Source organism: Acidibrevibacterium sp. (assembly GCF_049965395.1).
Classification (GTDB): Bacteria; Pseudomonadota; Alphaproteobacteria; order Acetobacterales; family Acetobacteraceae; genus Acidibrevibacterium; species Acidibrevibacterium fodinaquatile.
Map to the genome: position 1 here is coordinate 1 of NZ_JBMFWJ010000013.1, position 18,221 is coordinate 18,221.

Annotated in this window: 18 protein-coding genes; 4 read left to right on the forward strand and 14 right to left on the reverse strand. The window is 66.0% G+C overall.

What is annotated here, in order from left to right; translation table 11 throughout:
* Nucleotides 1-536: IS5 family transposase (locus ACP5M5_RS05960; RefSeq protein ID WP_427936168.1), on the forward strand; the 536-nt coding region annotated here is incomplete at its 5' end.
* Between the two features lie 356 nt (nucleotides 537-892).
* On the opposite strand, the gene argF is transcribed toward ACP5M5_RS05960, so the two are convergent.
* The 3 genes from argF to ACP5M5_RS05975 all read right to left on the reverse strand — a co-directional run bounded on the left by argF (nucleotide 893) and on the right by ACP5M5_RS05975 (nucleotide 3,780).
* Nucleotides 893-1,846, reverse strand: a complete 954-nt coding sequence (gene argF, locus ACP5M5_RS05965) for an ornithine carbamoyltransferase (RefSeq protein WP_427936170.1) — start codon at nucleotides 1,844-1,846, stop codon at nucleotides 893-895.
* Nucleotides 1,846-3,036 carry an aspartate aminotransferase family protein gene (locus tag ACP5M5_RS05970; protein ID WP_427936172.1) on the reverse strand — a complete coding sequence of 397 codons (1,191 nt, stop codon included), beginning with the start codon at nucleotides 3,034-3,036 and terminating at the stop codon, nucleotides 1,846-1,848. The genes argF and ACP5M5_RS05970 overlap by 1 nt, the downstream gene beginning before the upstream one ends.
* Nucleotides 3,037-3,156: 120 nt before the next feature.
* The gene (locus tag ACP5M5_RS05975; RefSeq protein WP_427936173.1) at nucleotides 3,157-3,780 is read right to left on the reverse strand and encodes a Crp/Fnr family transcriptional regulator; all 624 of its coding nucleotides are present in this window, start codon (nucleotides 3,778-3,780) and stop codon (nucleotides 3,157-3,159) included.
* Nucleotides 3,781-4,189: 409 nt separating this feature from the next.
* Here ACP5M5_RS05975 and ACP5M5_RS05980 point away from each other — a divergent pair, with 409 nt between their 5' ends.
* A complete protein-coding gene (locus ACP5M5_RS05980; protein ID WP_427936174.1) occupies nucleotides 4,190-4,594 on the forward strand; it encodes an OmpA family protein in 405 nt (134 codons plus the stop codon).
* Nucleotides 4,595-4,657: 63 nt separating this feature from the next.
* Here ACP5M5_RS05980 and ACP5M5_RS05985 read toward each other — a convergent pair whose 3' ends face one another.
* The 11 genes from ACP5M5_RS05985 to ACP5M5_RS06035 all read right to left on the reverse strand — a co-directional run bounded on the left by ACP5M5_RS05985 (nucleotide 4,658) and on the right by ACP5M5_RS06035 (nucleotide 14,453).
* Nucleotides 4,658-4,852, reverse strand: coding sequence for a hypothetical protein (locus tag ACP5M5_RS05985; RefSeq protein WP_427936176.1), 195 nt, complete (start codon nucleotides 4,850-4,852; stop codon nucleotides 4,658-4,660).
* A gap of 79 nt (nucleotides 4,853-4,931) precedes the next feature.
* Entirely contained in the window at nucleotides 4,932-5,147 is a 216-nt protein-coding gene (locus ACP5M5_RS05990) for a ribbon-helix-helix domain-containing protein (RefSeq protein ID WP_274965796.1), read from the reverse strand.
* On the reverse strand, nucleotides 5,144-6,172 hold the full coding sequence (queG, locus tag ACP5M5_RS05995) for a tRNA epoxyqueuosine(34) reductase QueG (protein ID WP_427936178.1): 1,029 nt from the start codon (nucleotides 6,170-6,172) through the stop codon (nucleotides 5,144-5,146). The genes ACP5M5_RS05990 and queG overlap by 4 nt, the downstream gene beginning before the upstream one ends.
* Nucleotides 6,159-6,632: a preQ(1) synthase gene (gene queF / locus ACP5M5_RS06000; RefSeq protein WP_427936179.1), complete on the reverse strand. Its 474-nt coding sequence runs from the start codon at nucleotides 6,630-6,632 to the stop codon at nucleotides 6,159-6,161. The genes queG and queF overlap by 14 nt, the downstream gene beginning before the upstream one ends.
* Nucleotides 6,629-7,759 (reverse strand): tRNA guanosine(34) transglycosylase Tgt, encoded by a 1,131-nt coding sequence (gene tgt, locus ACP5M5_RS06005; protein WP_427936180.1) that lies wholly within the window; start codon nucleotides 7,757-7,759, stop codon nucleotides 6,629-6,631. Before tgt ends, queF begins: the two co-directional genes overlap by 4 nt.
* On the reverse strand, nucleotides 7,756-8,802 hold the full coding sequence (gene queA, locus ACP5M5_RS06010; RefSeq protein WP_427936182.1) for a tRNA preQ1(34) S-adenosylmethionine ribosyltransferase-isomerase QueA: 1,047 nt from the start codon (nucleotides 8,800-8,802) through the stop codon (nucleotides 7,756-7,758). The genes tgt and queA overlap by 4 nt, the downstream gene beginning before the upstream one ends.
* A gap of 3 nt (nucleotides 8,803-8,805) precedes the next feature.
* Entirely contained in the window at nucleotides 8,806-9,201 is a 396-nt protein-coding gene (locus ACP5M5_RS06015; RefSeq protein WP_274966699.1) for a VOC family protein, read from the reverse strand.
* Nucleotides 9,201-10,859, reverse strand: coding sequence for a fumarate hydratase (locus ACP5M5_RS06020; RefSeq protein WP_427936183.1), 1,659 nt, complete (start codon nucleotides 10,857-10,859; stop codon nucleotides 9,201-9,203). The genes ACP5M5_RS06015 and ACP5M5_RS06020 overlap by 1 nt, the downstream gene beginning before the upstream one ends.
* A gap of 4 nt (nucleotides 10,860-10,863) precedes the next feature.
* Complete coding sequence (locus ACP5M5_RS06025; protein WP_427936184.1) at nucleotides 10,864-11,406, reverse strand: SspB family protein; 543 nt, start codon at nucleotides 11,404-11,406, stop codon at nucleotides 10,864-10,866.
* 65 nt (nucleotides 11,407-11,471) lie between these two features.
* Nucleotides 11,472-12,320, reverse strand: coding sequence for an EamA family transporter (locus tag ACP5M5_RS06030; protein ID WP_427936185.1), 849 nt, complete (start codon nucleotides 12,318-12,320; stop codon nucleotides 11,472-11,474).
* Complete coding sequence (locus ACP5M5_RS06035; RefSeq protein WP_427936186.1) at nucleotides 12,321-14,453, reverse strand: protein-disulfide reductase DsbD family protein; 2,133 nt, start codon at nucleotides 14,451-14,453, stop codon at nucleotides 12,321-12,323. It lies immediately after the preceding gene.
* A 102-nt stretch (nucleotides 14,454-14,555) separates the two neighbouring features.
* Here ACP5M5_RS06035 and hrpB point away from each other — a divergent pair, with 102 nt between their 5' ends.
* Together hrpB and ACP5M5_RS06045 are read left to right on the forward strand one after the other, a co-directional pair.
* A complete protein-coding gene (hrpB, locus tag ACP5M5_RS06040; protein WP_427936187.1) occupies nucleotides 14,556-17,030 on the forward strand; it encodes an ATP-dependent helicase HrpB in 2,475 nt (824 codons plus the stop codon).
* An 86-nt stretch (nucleotides 17,031-17,116) separates the two neighbouring features.
* Nucleotides 17,117-18,205, forward strand: a complete 1,089-nt coding sequence (locus ACP5M5_RS06045; RefSeq protein WP_427936188.1) for a trypsin-like peptidase domain-containing protein — start codon at nucleotides 17,117-17,119, stop codon at nucleotides 18,203-18,205.
* Nucleotides 18,206-18,221: the final 16 nt, after the last annotated feature.

An 18,221-nucleotide genomic window follows, 5' to 3' on the forward strand; every position in this document is an offset into this window, starting at 1 on the left:
TGCTGCTCATGGACGTGCGCGCAGCCGTCGGCCGAGAAGCAAGTCCGACGGCGGGCGTGATCGACAGCCAGTCAGTCAAGACGACCGAATCCGGTGGACCGCGCGGCTATGCGGCGGAGAAGATGATCAAAGGGCGCAAGCGCCATCTCCTCACCGACACCATCGGCCTGCCGGTCGGGATGATCGTCCACCCGGCGGATAGGCAGGATCGTGACGGTGCGCCCGACCTGCTGGCGAGCGTACGCAGCGCATTCCCTTGGTTGCGCCATGTCTTCGCCGATGGCGGCTACGCCGGTGACAAGCTGAAGCAAGCCATGACCGGCCTCGGAAACTGGACCATCGAGATCGTCAAACGGTCCAACGCGGCCCGTGGCTTTGTTCTGTTGCCACGCCGCTGGGTGGTCGAACGCACCTTCGCCTGGCTGAACCGCAACCGCCGCTTGGCAAAGGATGTCGAAGCGACCATCGAAAGCGCAGTGACTTGGCTCTACATCGCCAGCGTCAAGCTGATGTCTCGCCGCCTCGCCGCCGCCTGACGCGCCATGAACGCAGATAGCCAAAATGAATCAAAGCGTTGGAATTCCGGAAGCGATCCGAGTCAGACTCCAACAGAAGCGCGACAAACTCTCGGGTGTTTCCTTGCTTTCGTTGGTCCAGCAGCCCTTTATGAATCTGTAGGCGTTCATCGTAGTGAGATTAGACACGCGGCCACGCAAGGGTATCGAGAGCAGACATCGGCTTTTGCCTCCCTGACTGGCTTCAACCAGGATTTCCCCAACGATCGGCGCACTGCCTGCCTTGAGGGCAGGGTTGGCTTCTTATTTTATAGCCATACGAAACGCGACATCACGGCTCCCAGAGAGGTTTACAGAGTCCGCAGGGGCCGGCGCACCTACCGCGCCGCGCCGAGCACCCAGGCGAGAATGCCTTTTTGCGCGTGCAAGCGGTTTTCCGCCTCGTCGAACACCACCGATTGCGGCCCGTCGATCACCTCGTCCGTCACCTCCTCACCGCGATGGGCGGGGAGACAGTGCAGGAACAGCGCATCCGGCGCTGCCGCCGCCATCAGCGCGCTGTTGACCTGATAGGGCGCGAGCAGGGCCCGGCGCTCATCGGCGCGCTCATCGGCCATGCTCACCCAGGTATCGGTGAACACCGCCCGCGCGCCGGCAACCGCATCACGAGGTTCCGCGGTGACCGTGATGTCGCCGCCCTCGGCCCGCGCCCAGGCGAGCAACGCCGGAGGCGGCGCAAGGGCGGCAGGCGTCGCCAGGCGAAGCGAAAAGCCAAACCTTACCGCGGCTTCGATCAGGCTTCGCGCGACATTGTTGCCATCACCGCACCAGGCGAGGCGCTGCCCGGCGATGGCGCCGCGATGCGCCTCGAAGGTCATGACATCGGCCATGATCTGACACGGGTGCGAAAGCTCGGTGAGGCCGTTGATCACCGGCACGCTGGCATGGGCGGCAAGGTCGTGCAGCTTCGCGGCGCGGTCGGTGCGCAGCATGATGGCATCGACATAGCGCGACAGCACGCGGGCGGTATCGGCCAGCGTCTCGCCGCGACCAAGCTGCATCTCGCTGCCCATCAGCACGACGACATCGCCGCCGAGCTGGCGCATGGCGACTTCAAAACTGACCCGCGTGCGGGTGCTCGGTTTTTCGAAAATCAGCGCGAGCGTTTTCCCCGCGAGCGGGCGCGAGGATGTCCCGGCGCGCTTGAAGCCCACCGCGACATCGAGCATATGCCGCAAGGTCGCGCCATCGAAATCGCGAAGATCGAGAAAATGCCGTGGCGCCGGACGCTCGGCGCCGACGGCGCTCGGGCGTGGCAGGGTACTGCTCATCACGCCGCCGCCGCGCTGGCAGAGGCAAGACGGCGGCAGGCGGCGCGGATCATCGCCACCGCCTGATCGCACTCCGCCGCCGAGACGATAAGCGGCGGAACCAAGCGCACGACATTTTCGCCGGCATTGACGGCGAGCAAGCCTTCTTCCAACCAAGCTTGCTGCACGTGCGCCTGCGGCACGCGGCATTTGAGGCCAAGCATGAGGCCGGCGCCACGCACTTCCTCGAAGATCGCAGGACATTCTTCAACCACGGCAGACAAAGCGTTCCACAAATGGTCGGCGACACGCTCCACCCCGGCGAGAAAGCCCGGCGCAAGAATGACGTCGAGCACGGCATTGGCGGCAGCGCAGGCGAGCGGATTGCCGCCGAACGTGGTGCCGTGGCTGCCGGCGGTCAGATGTTTCGCGACCCATTCGCGCGCCAGCACGGCGCCCATCGGAAACCCGCCGGCGATGCCTTTGGCGAGCGACATCACATCCGGCGTGATGCCGGCCCATTGATGGGCGAAAAGCCGGCCGGTGCGGCCCATGCCGCTCTGGATTTCGTCCATCCCGAGGACGAGGCCATGCTCGTCGCAGATGTCGCGGAGCGCCCGCAGGAATTCTAGCCGCGCCGGGCGGATACCCCCCTCCCCCTGGATCGGCTCGACGATGATGCCGGCGGTTTCCGGGCCGATGGCGCGGCGCACGGCTTCGATATCGTTGAACGGGACATGGTCGAAGCCTTCAACGCAGGGGCCGAAGCCAGCGAGATATTTGGCATTGCCGGTCGCCGCCAGCATGGCGAGCGTGCGGCCGTGAAAAGCGCCTTCGAAGCAGATCACACGGTAGCGGTCGGGTTGCCCGGTTTCGGCCATGGTCTTTCTGATCATTTTGACCATGGCCTCGTTGGCCTCGGCGCCGGAATTGCAGAAAAACACGCTGTCGGCGAAGCTCGCGGCGACCAGGCGTTCGGCGAGGCGCTCAGCCTCGGGCACGCGGTAGAGGTTAGAGACATGCATCACCCGGCTCGCCTGATCAGTGATCGCGGCGACGAGATGCGGGTGATTATGGCCGAGCGAGGAGGTCGCGATTCCGGCGCCAAAATCGAGGAATCGTCGCCCATCCGCCGCATATAGCCAAACGCCTTCACCCCGTACGAAAGCGAGGTCGGCGCGGTTATAGGTCGGCATCAGGGCGGGAATCATGGGAACTCCCCTCTTGTCGGGCAGGGAACACTTCGCGAAAAGTGCGAGTTTGCCGTCCATACCGGCTTTCGTCAAACCGTCAGCGGCGAAAAGGCAGCGATGTCAGCCGATCGGCGCTGATCATGTCATGCCGCCGGCCAGCGCCGCAAGGCGCCGACGGTCACGAATGATGATTTCCGAGGCCTTGAATGAGGTTATTAATCCCTCCGCTTCAAATTGCGTGAATGTCCGGCTAATCGTTTCGGTGGTCACGCCAAGATAGTCTGAAATATCATAGCGGCTCATCGGCAAAATAATTTTATTCATCTGCCCATAAATTTTCATTCCTATCGCGTTTTGCTTTATCAAGAAGAAGGCTAATCTTTCCTTGGCGCTCATTTTTCCGAGCGCCAAAATATGCATGCGTGATTCGGCAAGCTCATACGTCAGCTTGTCCATGATCGCTTTTCGCAATTCAGGATGTTTATTCGAATAGAAATCGACTTTATCTTTTGAAAATCGGCATAGCGAAACATCAGTGATCGATTCTATACTGAAATCGAAATCCATTTTTTGCGATAGACCCATCAATGTCCCCGGCATCCCAAAATTCAAGATCTGCCGGCGTCCGTCGGGAAGGATTTTGAAAGAGCGCGTCATACCTCGGTTTATATTGAAATAGAATGGGAATTTCTCGCCTTCATGGACAAAAACGGTTCCCGACCCGACCTTGGTATAGGACGCGGCATCGAAGAACGCCTGCATGCTTTTGTTATGCAGGGTTTCGCAGAAGCTGAAACGCCTCGCCCAACACGATTTGCAAACGGTGTCATGTTGGAGCGCATGGGTATCGATGGTTCTGTGTCGTAAATTCGCCATAGGATATCGCTCGTCTTTCTACGCCGGACTTTCTACGCCGATCTTTCTACACCGGGCTTTCTGCGCCAGCTCTCCCGGTCATGCGACATGCCACGCGGGAGGCTAAGGCTGGCACTGCCCGTCGTTGGGAATAGCCGACCTTACGCAGCAATTTGCGCGCAGCGGCGGCGATTGTCGATCGAAATACGCATCCGATGGCAGAGCGCCGCCGCCTGATTGACGTACCGGTACAATCCGGGCAGTTTGGCGCGCGCTATCAGACCACAAAGAAATCGGTAGAAAGACCCAGGAAACTATGCTTTCGCGCTTCTTGTCCCTGCGCGCCGCTCTGCTGTTGTCGGCAGCCATCGCCGTAGCCGGGTGCAATACCTGGTGGCGGCAAACCCTCTCCGATTATCCGGTGTTCTTCACCCCGGGCTCGGCGGCACTCAACGAAACCGCCAAAGCGGTCATTCAGGTCGCCGCCGATTACGCGAAACAGCATACTAATCAAAACGTTGTGGTCAACGGCTATACTGATCTCTCGGGTAGCGCCGCCGCCAACGCTGCCCTCTCCGCCGAACGCGCGAAAGCGGTGACCGAGCAGCTGGTCATCGACGGCGTCGCCCGTGAACGGATCCACTATAACGCCAACGGCCCCAGCGATGCCTTGCTCAGCGGCCAGGCCGACCGCCGCGTCGACATCACCATCGGCGGCTGAGATACGCCAGCCGCGCCGCCAAACCCTTAAAATCCGGGTTTGGCGGTGATTACCGAGAGGCTTTCAGACTGGCGCGAGCCGGCGTTCCTCGTCGAACACCCGGTTCACGAGCCGGATCAGACGGTCGGCGGTGGCGGAATAGCCAGCCCGATCGGCATCCTGGGCCAGGGTGATCAGCCGGTCGGCGATCAAAAGCGGGCTGACTTTGCTGGCATCGGCGGAAACGCCATCGACAGCGGCATCGGTCAAAGTAAGCATCGGATTTTTCCCCTCTCTCACAATCGAGGCGTTTCCTCGACCATCAGGGAAAGTGTCAAACAAACTCCTTGTACAATAGTTAACGGCACGAAAAATTCCGCAAAACGAAGACCCGCAAGGCCGAGGCCAACCCTTGTTCAGAAGTTCGCGCGGCATCAATCTCAGCCACCAAGGCCGCGAGCGCCATCCCGCGCGCTTTGGCGCACGCGACCAGTGCCGCCCAGAATTCCGCCTCGAGCGCGATCGACGTGCGGTGGCCGGCTAGCGTCACACTGCGTTTGACAAGCCCGCTCATGCCGCAAGTCGCGCGAGCGCCCAAGAAGCTGCCTCGGCGATCACCGGATCATCTGCCGCATAATGCCGGCGTGCGACCGCTGCGAGATTGATATTATTTGAATTGCCAATAGCATACAGCACGTTTCTGAGAAATCTTCGCCACCCGATCCGCTTGATCGGCGAGCCGCTGAAATGGCGGCGAAACCCCTCCTCGCCGAGCCCCGCGAGATCGGCGAGGGGCGGCGCGATCAAATCCGCCCGCGCGGCAAGCTTCGCCTCTCGCCCGGCAACGGCGAAGCGGTTCCACGGGCAGACCGCGAGGCAATCATCGCAGCCATAGATGCGGTTGCCCATCGCGGCGCGCAACGGCGCTGGGATCGGGCCGGCATGCTCAATGGTGAGATAAGAAAGGCAGCGCCTGGCATCGAGCCGATAAGGCGCGGGGAAGGCGTCGGTCGGGCAGACGTCGAGACAGCGCCGGCAACGCCCGCAGCGATCGGCATGCGGCGCCGCCGGCGCGAGCGGGAGCGTGGTATAGATTTCCCCGAGCAACAGCCATGAGCCAAAGCGGCGCGAGACGAGATTGGTGTGCTTGCCCTGCCAACCGAGGCCAGCGCGCGCCGCCAGCGGCTTTTCCATCACCGGCGCGGTATCGACGAACACTTTGACCTCGGCCCCGAAGCGCGAGACGATGAATTGTCCGAGATGCTTGAGCCGGCCCTTGATCAGATCGTGATAGTCCCGATTGCGGGCATAGACCGAGATATTGCCATGCCCGGGCCGCGCCAAGGTCGCAAGCGCATCCCCCTCCGGCGCGTAGTTGAGGGCAAGTGCGATAACGCTGCGTGCCGCCGGCCAAAGCGCGCGCGGGCTTGCGCGCGCCTCGGCGCGGGCAGCGAGCCAGCCCATCTCGCCATGAAATCCCGCATCGAGGAAGGCTTTGAGCCGGTCGGCGGCGGCGGGATCGGGATCGGCGGTCGCGAACCCGACGGCATCGAAGCCGAGCGCCAGCGCCTTGGTGCGGATCGCCTCAGCCGCGTCCACGATAGGGCTCAACGCCTTGGGGCGGCAGAAAAATCCCCGCAGGCGGCGCGCCGCTTTGCCAAAAAACATCGATCGGCAAGCCGCCGCGCGGATACCAGTAGCCGCCGATGCGAAGCCAGCGCGGCGCGATCGCGTCCGCGACGCGCGTGGCGATGGTGAGCGTGCAATCTTCATGAAAGGCGCCGTGATTGCGGAATGCGCCGAGGAACAGCTTCAGCGATTTGCTCTCGAGGATCCAATCACCCGGGATGTAGTCGAGCACGAGATGCGCGAAATCCGGCTGGCCGGTGATCGGGCAGAGCGAGGTGAATTCCGGACAAGTGAAGCGAACGACATAATCGAGCCCAGGATGCGGATTGGCCACCCGCTCCAGAACCGCCGCCTCAGGGCTCGCCGGCAGGGACACGCGCGCGCCGAGCTGGGTTAACCCGGCGGGTGCCGCCGCTCCGCTTTCCGTCATCCGCGATCTCCCTCCTTTGCCCCAGCCCCCCAACCGGCGCGAAGCGCCGCCGCCGTCGCCGCCAGCCGCCCGTTAAGGATCGCCGCCCGCAGGCGCTGCATCAGATCCTGATAATAGCGGAGATTATGCCAGGTGAGCAGCATCGGCCCGAGGATTTCGCCAGACCGAAACAGATGATGGAGATAAGCCCTGGCGTGGCGGGTGCAGGCCGGACAGGCGCAGTCAGGATCGAGCGGCGCCGGATCATCGGCGAAACGGGCATTGCGCACATTGAGGACGCCGCGTGACGTATAGGCACGCGCGGTGCGCCCGGCGCGGGTCGGGATCACGCAGTCGAACATGTCGATCCCGCGCAGAACGGCGGCGATGATGTCATCCGGTGTCCCGACGCCCATGAGATAGCGCGGCTTTTCCGCCGGCAAGAGCGGCACCGTCGCCTCCAGGACCGAAAGCATCATCGCCTGCCCCTCACCGACCGCGAGCCCGCCGACGGCATAGCCCTCGAAACCAATCGCCATCAGCGCTTCGCACGCGCGGGCGCGCAGATCGGCATAGACACCGCCCTGGACGATGCCGAACAGGCCATAGCCGGGGCGGTCGGGAAACGCCGCGCGGCAACGCTCCGCCCAGCGCAGCGAAAGATCGAGCGACAGCGCGGCGGTCTCGTGGCTCGCCGGAAACGCGGTGCATTCATCGAGCACCATGCTGATCGTCGCGTCGAGCTTGCTCTGAATGTCGATCGCGCGCTCGGGGGTGAGGCGGTGGGCGCTGCCGTCGATATGCGAGCGGAACGTGACGCCATCGGCGTCGAGCTTGCGCAATTTGGCAAGCGACATCACCTGAAACCCACCGGAATCGGTCAGAATCGGCCCCGGCCAATCCATCAGGCGATGGAGTCCGCCCAAAGCGGCGACCCGCTCGGCGCCGGGGCGGAGCATGAGATGATAGGTGTTGGCGAGCACGATTGCAGCGCCGGTCGCGCGCACCGCGTCCGCCGTCATCGCCTTCACCGTCGCCGCCGTCCCGACCGGCATGAAGCACGGCGTCGCGGCTGCGCCGTGCGCGGTGATCAGTGTGCCGGCGCGCGCCGCGCCATCGCGCCCGGCGAGAGTGAAGGAGAAATTCATGCGCGCGTCAGAAGCGAGGCATCGCCATAGGAATAGAAACGATAGCCGGCGGCGATGGCATGGGCGTATGCCGCGCGCATGCGCGCCAGGCCCGAGAACGCCGCGACCAGCATGAACAAGGTCGAGCGCGGTAGATGAAAATTGGTGAGCAAGAGATCGGCGGTGCGGAAGACGTGGCCGGGGCGGAGAAAAATATCGGTCTCGCCAGCAAACGGCAGGACGTCGCCGGTCTCGTTCACCGCGCTCTCCAAAAGCCGGAGTGTCGTCGTGCCGATGGCGACGATCCGCCCGCCGCGCGCCCGCGCCGCGTTGATCGCCGCCGCCGCCGCCGGGCTGATCTCCCCGCGCTCGGCATGCAGGCGATGGCGCGCGAGATCGGCGCCACGGGGCGGCAGAAACGTCCCCGCGCCGACATGAAGCGTGACGGTGACGCGTGCAACGCCACGCGCGGCAATGGCATCGAGCAAGGCCGGCGTGAAATGGAGCCCCGCCGTCGGCGCAGCGACCGCACCCTCGCGAGCCGCGAAAATCGTCTGGTAATCGCTCGCATCCTGAGCACTCGGGCCGTCGGGGCGGGTGATATAGGGCGGCAGGGCAAGCGCGCCGGCCTCGCGCAGCGCCGCAGCAAACGCCTCGCCATCGCGATCAAAACGCAGGATCACGCCGCCATCGGGATTGCGCGCCCTAACCTCGGCGCTCAAGCCGCCATCACAGATTATTCTGTCGCCGATGCGAAGCCGCCGCGCATTCCGCGCCAGCGCGTGCCAGCTTCCATCGGCCAAAGGGCGATCGAGGGTGATGCCGATCCGCGCCTCTCCGCGCCGCGCCGCGAGTTGCGCCGGGATCACGCGGGTATCGTTCACGACCATCACATCCCCCGGCACGAGCAGCGCCGGCAGATCGCGCATCACCCGATCCTCAAGCCCCGCGGGCGCAACCCGGAGAAGACGCGCGGCATCGCGCGGGCGCGCCGGGTGCTGCGCGATCCGCTCCGGCGGCAGATCGAAATCGAAATCCGCCTCGTTCACGGCAAAATCAGGCACTGATCAATCGGGCAGATAGCTCGCGATCTCGACGAGATTGCCGTCCGGATCGCGGCAATAGACCGACATCATCGGCCCGAGCGCGCCGGTGCGCGCAACCGGCCCCACCTCGACCGCAACCCCCTGCGCGAGAAGATGCGAGACGACATCGGCGGGGCTAACGGCGGTGATGAAACAGAGATCAGCGCTGCCCGGCAGGGCTTGCGCCGCGCGCGGCGAGAATTCCCGCCCCTCCTGATGGAGATTGAGCTTTTGGCCGCCGAATTTGAGCGCCGTCCGCTGCTCGGCGCCGAACACTTCGCGCTCCATGCCGAGCACGCGCTGATACCAGGCGGCCGTGGCATCGAGATCACGGCAGGTGAGCACGAGATGATCGAGACGGTCGACGGTGAAGCGCATCATTCGAGCCCGTCGAAGAAATCATTGCCCTTATCGTCGATGACGATGAAGGCCGGGAAATTCTCGACCTCGATGCGCCAGATCGCCTCCATCCCGAGTTCGGGATATTCCAGCACCTCGACCTTCTTGATGTTTTGCTCGGCGAGGATGGCGGCCGGGCCGCCGATGCTGCCGAGATAGAAGCCGCCATAGGTCTTGCAGGCCTCGCGCACCGCGCGCGAGCGATTCCCCTTGGCGAGCATCACCAGCGAGCCGCCGGCTCTTTGGAAATCCGCGACGTAGCTGTCCATCCGCCCGGCGGTCGTCGGGCCGAAGGCGCCGGTCGCGTAGCCGGCCGGGGTCTTTGCCGGCCCGGCGTAATAGACCGGATGGTTCTTGAAATAATCGGGTAGCGCCTCGCCGCGATCGAGCCGCTCCTTGAGCTTGGCATGGGCGATGTCACGCGCGACGATGAGCGTCCCGGTGAGCGCGAGGCGGGTCTTGATCGGATAGCGCGAGAGGGTGCGCCGGATCTCCGCCATCCCCTGATTGAGATCGATTTTCACGACCTCGCCGCCAAGATCTTTTTCGGTGATCTCCGGCAGATATTGCGCGGGATCGGTCTCCAATTGCTCGAGAAAAACGCCATCGCGAGTGATCTTGGCAAGAATCTGGCGATCGGCGCTGCACGAGACACCGATGCCGATCGGCAGCGAGGCGCCATGGCGCGGCAGACGGATGACACGCACGTCATGGCAGAAATATTTGCCGCCAAATTGCGCGCCGATGCCGATTTTGCGCGAAAGCTCGAGGATTTTCTGCTCCCAGGCGAGATCCCGGAAGGCATGGCCGGAGCGATCGCCCGCCGTCGGCAAGCCATCGAGATAGCGGGTCGAAGCGAGCTTCACGGTTTTCAGCGTCATCTCGGCGCTGGTGCCGCCGATCACCACCGCAAGATGATAGGGCGGGCAGGCCGAAGTGCCGAGCGTCTTCATCTTCGCTTCGATGAAGCCGAGCAGCTTTTCCGGCGTCAGCACGGCGCGCGATTCCTGATAAAGAAACGTCTTGTTCGCCGAGCCGCCGCCCTTGGCGATGAACTGGAAATGAAATTCCTCGGCATGCGCCTCGCCGGGAGCGGCGAGGATATCGAACTGCACCGGGAGATTGTTGCCGGTGTTCACCTCCTCGAACATCGAAAGCGGCGCCATCTGCGAATAGCGGAGATTGGTTTCGGTGTAGGTGCGATGAACGCCATAAGCGAGCGCTTCCTCCTCGTCGCCCTCGACCCAGACGCGCTGGCCCTTTTTGCCGAACACGATGGCGGTGCCGGTATCCTGACACATCGGCAAAACGCCGCGGCCGGAGATCGCGGCGTTTTTGAGGAATTGCAAGGCGACGAAGCGATCATTCGCCGACGCCTCGGGATCATCGAGGATCGCCCGCAATTGCTGGAGATGGCCAGGGCGAAGCAGATGCGAGACATCGTGAAACGCTTGGAAGGCGAGTTCGCTCAAAACCTCGGGCGCGATGTGAAGAATATGGCGCCCGGCGTGGGTTGTAACGCTCACGCCGGCAAGATCGAGCCGCTTCCACGGCACCTCGCCGGCGGCGAGGGGAAACATCGGCGCATAGCGGAATTCTGTCGGCCGTGGGGTGGGCTTGGCGGCTTTGGTATCCATCCTCTCACTCCTTGGCATCGGATTGCGGGCGCTTGCGGAATGCCGAAAGCTGCACCACCTGCGGCGTCTCGGCGGCAGGTTCGGCGGCCGGTTCGGCGTCGGGCGGCGGTGTCGCGGTGCTTTCGTCCTTCGTCTCCGCCGGCGCCTCGGGGACACGGAACTGCAGGCCGAACTGCACCGCGGGGTCGGCAAACGCGCTGATCGCGGCGAGCGGCACGGTAATTCGCGAGGGCACCCCGCCGAACGAGAGCCCGACACTGAACTGCGCCCGCTTCCGATCGAGCGCCAGATCCCAGAACTGATGCTGAAGCACGATGGTGATCTCGCGTGGGTATTGCGCGCGCAGCCGCGCCGGAATCTCGACGCCTGGCTGGTCGGTGCGGAAGGTGATGAAGAAATGATGCGTGCCGGGCAGGCCATGGCGCTCGGCGTACTCGATCGCGCGCGCCACCACCTCGCGCAGCGCCGCCTCCGCCCATGCGTCATACGGCAGCAGGCTTTCCGGCGGCGTCTCGTGGTCGTTACTTTCGCTATCGTCTTCCATCATGTCCTCGTTTATCGCCGTTCCCTTAGCGCGCCCGCGTCAGAGAGGCAAAGCGCCGCGCTCAGCGGTCAAAACAGGCGCAGGATCACCGCGCCGCCAACGATAAGCGCGCCAGCGGCCAACCGCACCGGGCCCAGCCGTTCGCCGACCACGACGCGCGCGAGCACCATGCCGAACAGGATCGCGGTCTCACGCAAGGCGGCGATTGCGGCGATCGGCGCCCGCGTCATCGCCCACAGCGCAAGCCCGTAGGAGCCGATGGCGCTCCCCGCCGCGACCAAGCCGATCATCCAGCGCCGGCGCGGCAAAGCCGCCAGCGCCCGGCCGCGCCCGAACGCCGTCGCGCCCATGAACAAGACACCTGTCGCGAAGAACGTCGCCAAGGTATAGGCAAACGGCGCCCGCGAAAGCCGCGCCCCGATCCCGTCATTGAGCGTATAGGCGGCGATGACGGCGATATTGAGGAGGGCGAACAGGGTCGCCCGGCCATGCGGCGCCGCCCCTCGTGACAGCGACAGAGAGAGCACGCCGAGCGAAATCAGCGCGACCCCGAGCCAGCGCGCCGGCGCCAGGGCCTCGCCCCAGACCAGCCCGAGCAGCGCAAGGACGAGCGGCGGCAAACCGCGCATCAGCGGGTAGAGATGGGCCATCTCGCCGGTCTGATACGCCTTCATCAGCAGGAAGAAATAAGCGACGTGCAAGAGGGTGGAGAGGGCGAGCGCCGGATAGCTCGCCGCCGCCGGCAGACCGAGAAAGGGCAGCAGGACGAGCGCGAGTACCACCCCGCCAGCCAGCAGTGCCGCGGTTTCAAGCCCTTTGTCCGACCCCGCTTTGAGCGCGACATTCCAGCCGGCGTGCAAAAGCGCGCCGCCGAGCACCGCCGCCATGACGTCGAGCGGCAGACCGCCGGCCGGCACTCAGGGGGTTCCGGCGCCCGCGGCGAGGGCGGATTTCTCGCGCACCGTTTCGAGAGCGGCAAGCACCGAGGTTTCGGTGAGGATCGGCGGCAACACCACCGGCGGCCGGTCGCCACCGGGATAGAGGACATAGAGCGGCACGCCATCATGGTTGAACTGGCGCAAAAAGGCGGTGATCTCAGGGTCTTGGCGGGTCCAGTCGCCGACCATGTAGGTGACGTCGCGATCCGCGAGCGCGCGGCGGATTTCCGCCGAATCCAGCGCCATTCGCTCATTGACGAGACAGGTGACACACCACGCCGCGGTCATGTTGACGAGAACCGGCCGCCCGGCGGCGCGCAGTGCGGCAAGCGTCGCGCGGGAATAGGGGGTCGCGCCCCCCTCCCCGCCATTGGCCTCGGCGAGGAGCGACGGCGGCGCGGCGACGGCGGCGAGGCCGGAAAGAATCGCGAGCGCCGCCAGCACTGCGGTCACCATCACCGATTGCGCGATCCGGCGCAGCCGCGGCGTTGGGCTCTGCTGGCCGATGCCGAGCAGCCAGCCGGCGAAGCCGAGCAATACAAGCCCGGCGCCGAGCCCGAGTACGCCGGCCGATCCCGCCTCGCGCGAGACCACCCATGCGAGCCAGGCAACAGCGCCATACATCGGAAACGCCAGCCCCTGACGCAGCCATTCCATCCACCGGCCCGGCCGCGGCAGGACACGCCCGAGCCCAGGCAACAGAGCGAGCAGCAGATAGGGTGCCGCGAGCCCAAGCCCCATTGCGAGAAAGACTCCAAGCGCCGCCGCCGGCTTCGCAACCATCGCCGCCGCCAGCGCCGCCCCCATGAACGGCGCCGTGCACGGGGTCGCGACCAGAACCGCGAGCAGACCGGTGAAGAACGAGCCGGCAAGACCATGCCGCCCGGCGAAGCTCTGGCCAAGGCCAGTCACCCCGCCGCCGAGCGAAAACACACCAGAAAGATTGAGCCCGACGCCAAACAATAGCCACGCCATGGCGGTGACCGAGGCCGGGGACTGAAACTGAAACCCCCAACCAGCGGCAGCGCCGCTCGCGCGGAGCGCGATCAAGATGCCGCCGAGGACGACGAACGTCGCCATCACGCCGGCAGCATAGGCAAGCGCATGGACGATCACGGCGCGGCGCCGGGCATAACCGAACTGCGCAAGGCCGATCGCTTTCATCGCCAGCACCGGAAAAACGCACGGCATGAAATTGAGGATCAGCCCGCCCAGCAGGCCGAAGATCAGGCTCTGCCACAGCGGCAGCGCGGTGGTGGAGGGTAGCGGCACGACACCAGGATGGGCGATGATGGCAACGGCGCGTTTTGGATCGCCATCGAATTCAATGATGCCGGAAAGATCGGCGTTGGCGTCAAAGCCCGGCAGCGTTGCGAGCGAGAGAAAAAACCGCCGCCCCGCCTTCTCGCGCATCTCCTCGGCATTGGGGTCGATCACTCCCGGGCGATCAGGAAAAAAATACGGCCGCCCGGCAAAAACCCGGGCCATCTCATCGCCCTTCGCGATCGCCGGGGTGACGATGAGGCGACCCTCCGGCGTGACCACCGCCGGCCAGCCGAGGCGGTGCGGCAGGCGCGCTTCGGCGGCGGCGAACAAAGCCGACTCCGCCGCTGGCGTCACCGGGCCAGGCGCGAAGGTGAGATGAAACTCTGCCTCCTCGGGGACGCAAAGCTTGGCGCAGACCAGCCAGGTGGCGTGGGCAGTGATGGCGAGCGCGCCGGTTTGCCCCGCTGGCGGCGTGAAACGCCGCGCCAGCAGCACCTCGCCGGTATAGCCATAGACCGTGACCGGCCCCTCGGTGATCCGCTCTGGCGCCGGCCAGACGAAATCGCCGGCGTCGCCGGGCGTGAGCGAAAGCGTCGGCGGCGCACCGGCGGCGCCGGGGTTTTTCCAGTAGATGTGCCAGCCCGGGGTGAGTCGGAAGCGGAGCCCGAGCCGCAACGGCGCGCCCGGCATGTAGGAATTGCTCTCGCTGACCAGGGTCACGGTGTCGCGCGCGGTCACGGCCGGCGTGCTTTCCGCCGCCGACGCCGGCGCCAGCACGCACAGGCCAAGCAGCGCCGCGATCGCGAACGCCAGCGCCCATCGCTTCAACCGCACGTCAAAACGCATCGCGAGCTTCCCATTTCCCCATCATAGGTCCGCGTGTCACACCCTGGCGTGGCCGCGTCCGCCCTCTCTCGCGGCGGCAAAGCACATGCTAGGAAGCGCGGCATGGACGCCGCTTTCTCCGAGCTGCCGATGGCCGCCGCCCTGCCCGAACTCTGCGAGGCGTTGCGGGCGCGACCTAACGCCATTGTGGTCGCTCCGCCCGGCGCCGGCAAGACCACGCTGGTGCCGCTCGCCCTTCTCGAGGCACCCTGGGTCGCGGGCGGGCGCATTTTAATGCTGGAGCCGCGGCGCGTGGCCGCGCGTGCTGCGGCACGGCGTATGGCGGCGCTGCGCGGCGAGGCCGTCGGCCGCGTCATCGGCTATCGCACCCGGATCGACGCCGCGGTTTCCGCCGCGACCCGGATCGAGGTCATCACCGAGGGCCTTCTGCTTCGCCGGCTGCTCGCCGATCCCGGGCTCGAAGGGGTCGCCGCGGTCATTCTCGACGAGGTGCATGAGCGCTCGCTCGAGGTCGATCTCGCGCTCGCGCTGCTGCGCGATGCGCAATCCCTGTTCCGCCCCGATCTCAGGCTGATCGCGATGTCGGCGACCGCCGACAGCGATCGCCTCGCGCGCCGGCTCGATGCCGCCGTGATCACCTGTGAGGTCCGCCCACACCCCGTCGAGATCAGCCACGCCACGCGCGATCTCGCGAGCCCGCGCGAGCTGCCCGAGGCGATGGCGCGCGCCATCCAGGGCGTTCTTGCCGCCACCGGAGACGCGGCCGGCGACATTCTCGCCTTTCTTCCCGGCATGGCGGAAATCCGCCGGGTGATGGCGCTCTTAGAGGGATGCAAGGCGACTTTGCTCGCCTTGCACGGCGATCTCCCCCCCGCCGAGCAGGACCGCGCGCTGACCCCGGCCGCCGGGCGGCGCGTCGTTCTCGCGAGCGCTATCGCCGAGACCTCGCTCACCGTCCCCGGCGTGCGGGTGGTCATCGATGGCGGTTTTCGTCGCGCTCCGGTGCTCGATCCGGGGACGGGTCTCACCCGGTTGACGACGCGGCGGATCAGCCGCGCGAGCGCAACCCAACGCGCCGGCCGCGCCGGGCGGGAGGGTCCGGGGCGCGCGCTTCGGCTGTGGACGGCAGCGCTGGAGCGGGGACTTCCGCCCGCCGATCCGCCGGAAATCTACAACGCGGAGCTTTCATCCCTGGCGCTTACCGCCGCCGCCTGGGGTACCGCCCCCGAGGCCCTGCCCTTCCTCGACCCACCGCCCACCGGCGCGCTGGCGGCAGCCCAGGCCCTGCTCCGCGCGCTCGGCGCGCTGGACGACGACAACCATCTGACCGAAGCCGGGCGCGCGATGGCTGAACTTGGCGCGGCACCCCGCCTCGCGGCGATGATGCTGGCGGCGAATGATAGTTCTGATAAAGCTCTAGCAGCCGATCTTTCTGCATTACTGGAGGAAAGAGACCCGCTCGGCGGGCCCGATGCGCCCGCCGATATCGCGCTTCGCCTCGGGCTTTTGGCTGACGCCGGGCGCGATGCCGGTGGCGCGATCGCGCGCCTCCGTCAGACGGCGCGGCACTATCGCCGCCGCCTCGGCGTCACGGACGACAATCGAAGGGACGCCGCCTTCGATCCGGGCGCACTCGGGCGCTTGCTAGCCGCCGCGTTTCCCGATCGCATCGCGGCGCGGCGCGGCGAGCCGGGCAGTTTCCGGCTCTCGGGCGGCGGTGGCGCGCGGCTTTCGCCAAGCGATCCGCTTGCCCGCGCCCCGCTTTTGGTCGCGGCCAGCCTCGACGCAAAGGGGGCTGCGCGGATTCGCCTCGCCGCCGCCCTCGATCCCGCGTGCCTGCCACCCGCCCTCGCGGCGCGCATCAGCGAAACCGTCGAGACCAGCGTCGATCCGGCGAGCGGCGAGGTTTTTGCCCGTCGTCGCCGCCGCCTCGGCGCGCTGATCCTCGAGGATCGCACCCTTCCCGCGTCCACCGAGGCGCGCGCGGCCGGTCTCGGCGCCTGGATCACCGCCGATCCCGCGCGGCTCCCCTGGCATGATCGCGCCCGCCAGACCCAGGCGCGGATCGCCCGGATCGCCGCCATTGACGCATCGCGCGCCCCCTGGCCCGAGATGACCGACGCGGCGATTGCCGCACGCCTTGCGGCCGCGCTCGCCGAAGGAAGCATAGTTCTTGAACGCGCCGCCGATCTCGCCGGCTTCGATCTTGCCGGGTTTCTTCTCGCGAGCCTCGATCACGCGCAGCGGACGGCACTTGCACGCGATTTGCCCGAGTCTCTCGAGCTGCCCGGCGGCCGGGCGGCAATCGATTACACCGGCGAGACGCCGCTTGCCTCCGCTCGCGCGCAAATCTTCTTTGGCCTTGAGACGACGCCGCGTCTGGCCGGCGGGCGTATCCCGCTTCGTATCGCGCTGCTGTCCCCTGCCGGGCGGCCGATCGCGATCACCGGCGACCTCGCCGGATTTTGGCGGAGCGGCTGGGCCGAGGTGCGGCGCGACATGCGCGGGCGCTATCCGCGTCACCCCTGGCCGGAAAACCCCGCGACGGCGCCGATGTGTCGTAAAAATCCGCCCTAACCGCCTGATATCGTGGTATCAGAGCCTTGTTTCGGCGGCGGCGAGGTGCCATTTCGGCGAAGACGCGAAAGGCTTGGAGAAATACGATGCGTGGGCCTATAACATTGTCTGGCTGGATACATGCGGCCGGCGCCTTGCTGCTCGCGATGCCGATCGCCGCGGCCGCCCTGCCGGCTTGGGCTGATGATGGCCCGCCCTCCTTCGCGCCGCTGGTCCATAAGGTTTTGCCCGGCGTCGTCAGCATCGCCGTCACCGAGCCGCTCAACACCAACGAGGCGCTCGATGCGCTGCCGCCGGCGTTGCGCGGCACGCCGTTCGAAAAGCAGTTCCGCGAGCAGCTCCGCCGTCGCCCCGAGAAGGCGACCGACGCCGGCGCCGGCTTCATCGTCGATGCCAGCGGCCTCATCGTCACCAATAACCACGTGGTCGGGGTCGCGAAGGATATCGAGGTGACGCTCGCCGACGGCACCTCGCTCCCGGCGCGGGTGATCGGCGCCGACGAACTCACCGATCTCGCGGTGTTGAAGGTCTCCCCACCGCGCGCCTTGCCGGTGGTCGCTTGGGGCAGTTCGCGCAATGTCGAGGTCGGGGACTGGGTGCTGGCGGCGGGCAATCCGTTCGGCCTCGCCAATTCGATCACCGCCGGCATCGTCTCGGCGCGCGGGCGCGACATCGAGACCGGCCCGTTCGATGATTTCCTGCAGATCGACGCCCCGGTCAATCCGGGCAATTCCGGCGGCCCGATCTTCAACATGAAGGGGGAGGTAGTCGGCATCAACACCGCCATCGTCTCGCCCTCCGGCGGCTCGGTCGGCATCGCCTTCGCCATCCCGAGCGACGAGGCGCGCAGTATCGTCGCCGCTCTGGTCGCGCATGGCCATATCGATCGCGGCTGGCTTGGGGTCGCGCTCGAGGATCTGCCCGACAACGGCAATGACCCCGGCGTCGCCGTGACCCAAATCGTGCAGGCCGGTCCGGCGGCACTCTCGGGCGTGCGCAGCGGCGATATCATTCTTTCGGTCAACGGCCAGCCGGTCTATAATACGCAGGGCTTGATCCGTGCCGTTGCTGCCATCCCGCCGGGGCATAACGCGCGTCTCACAGTGTTTCGCGGTGGCAAGGCTATCCAGATCAACGTCACCGTCGGCCATCGCCCGCCGATGCGTGCCGACTGATGGCGCTTTGGCGTAT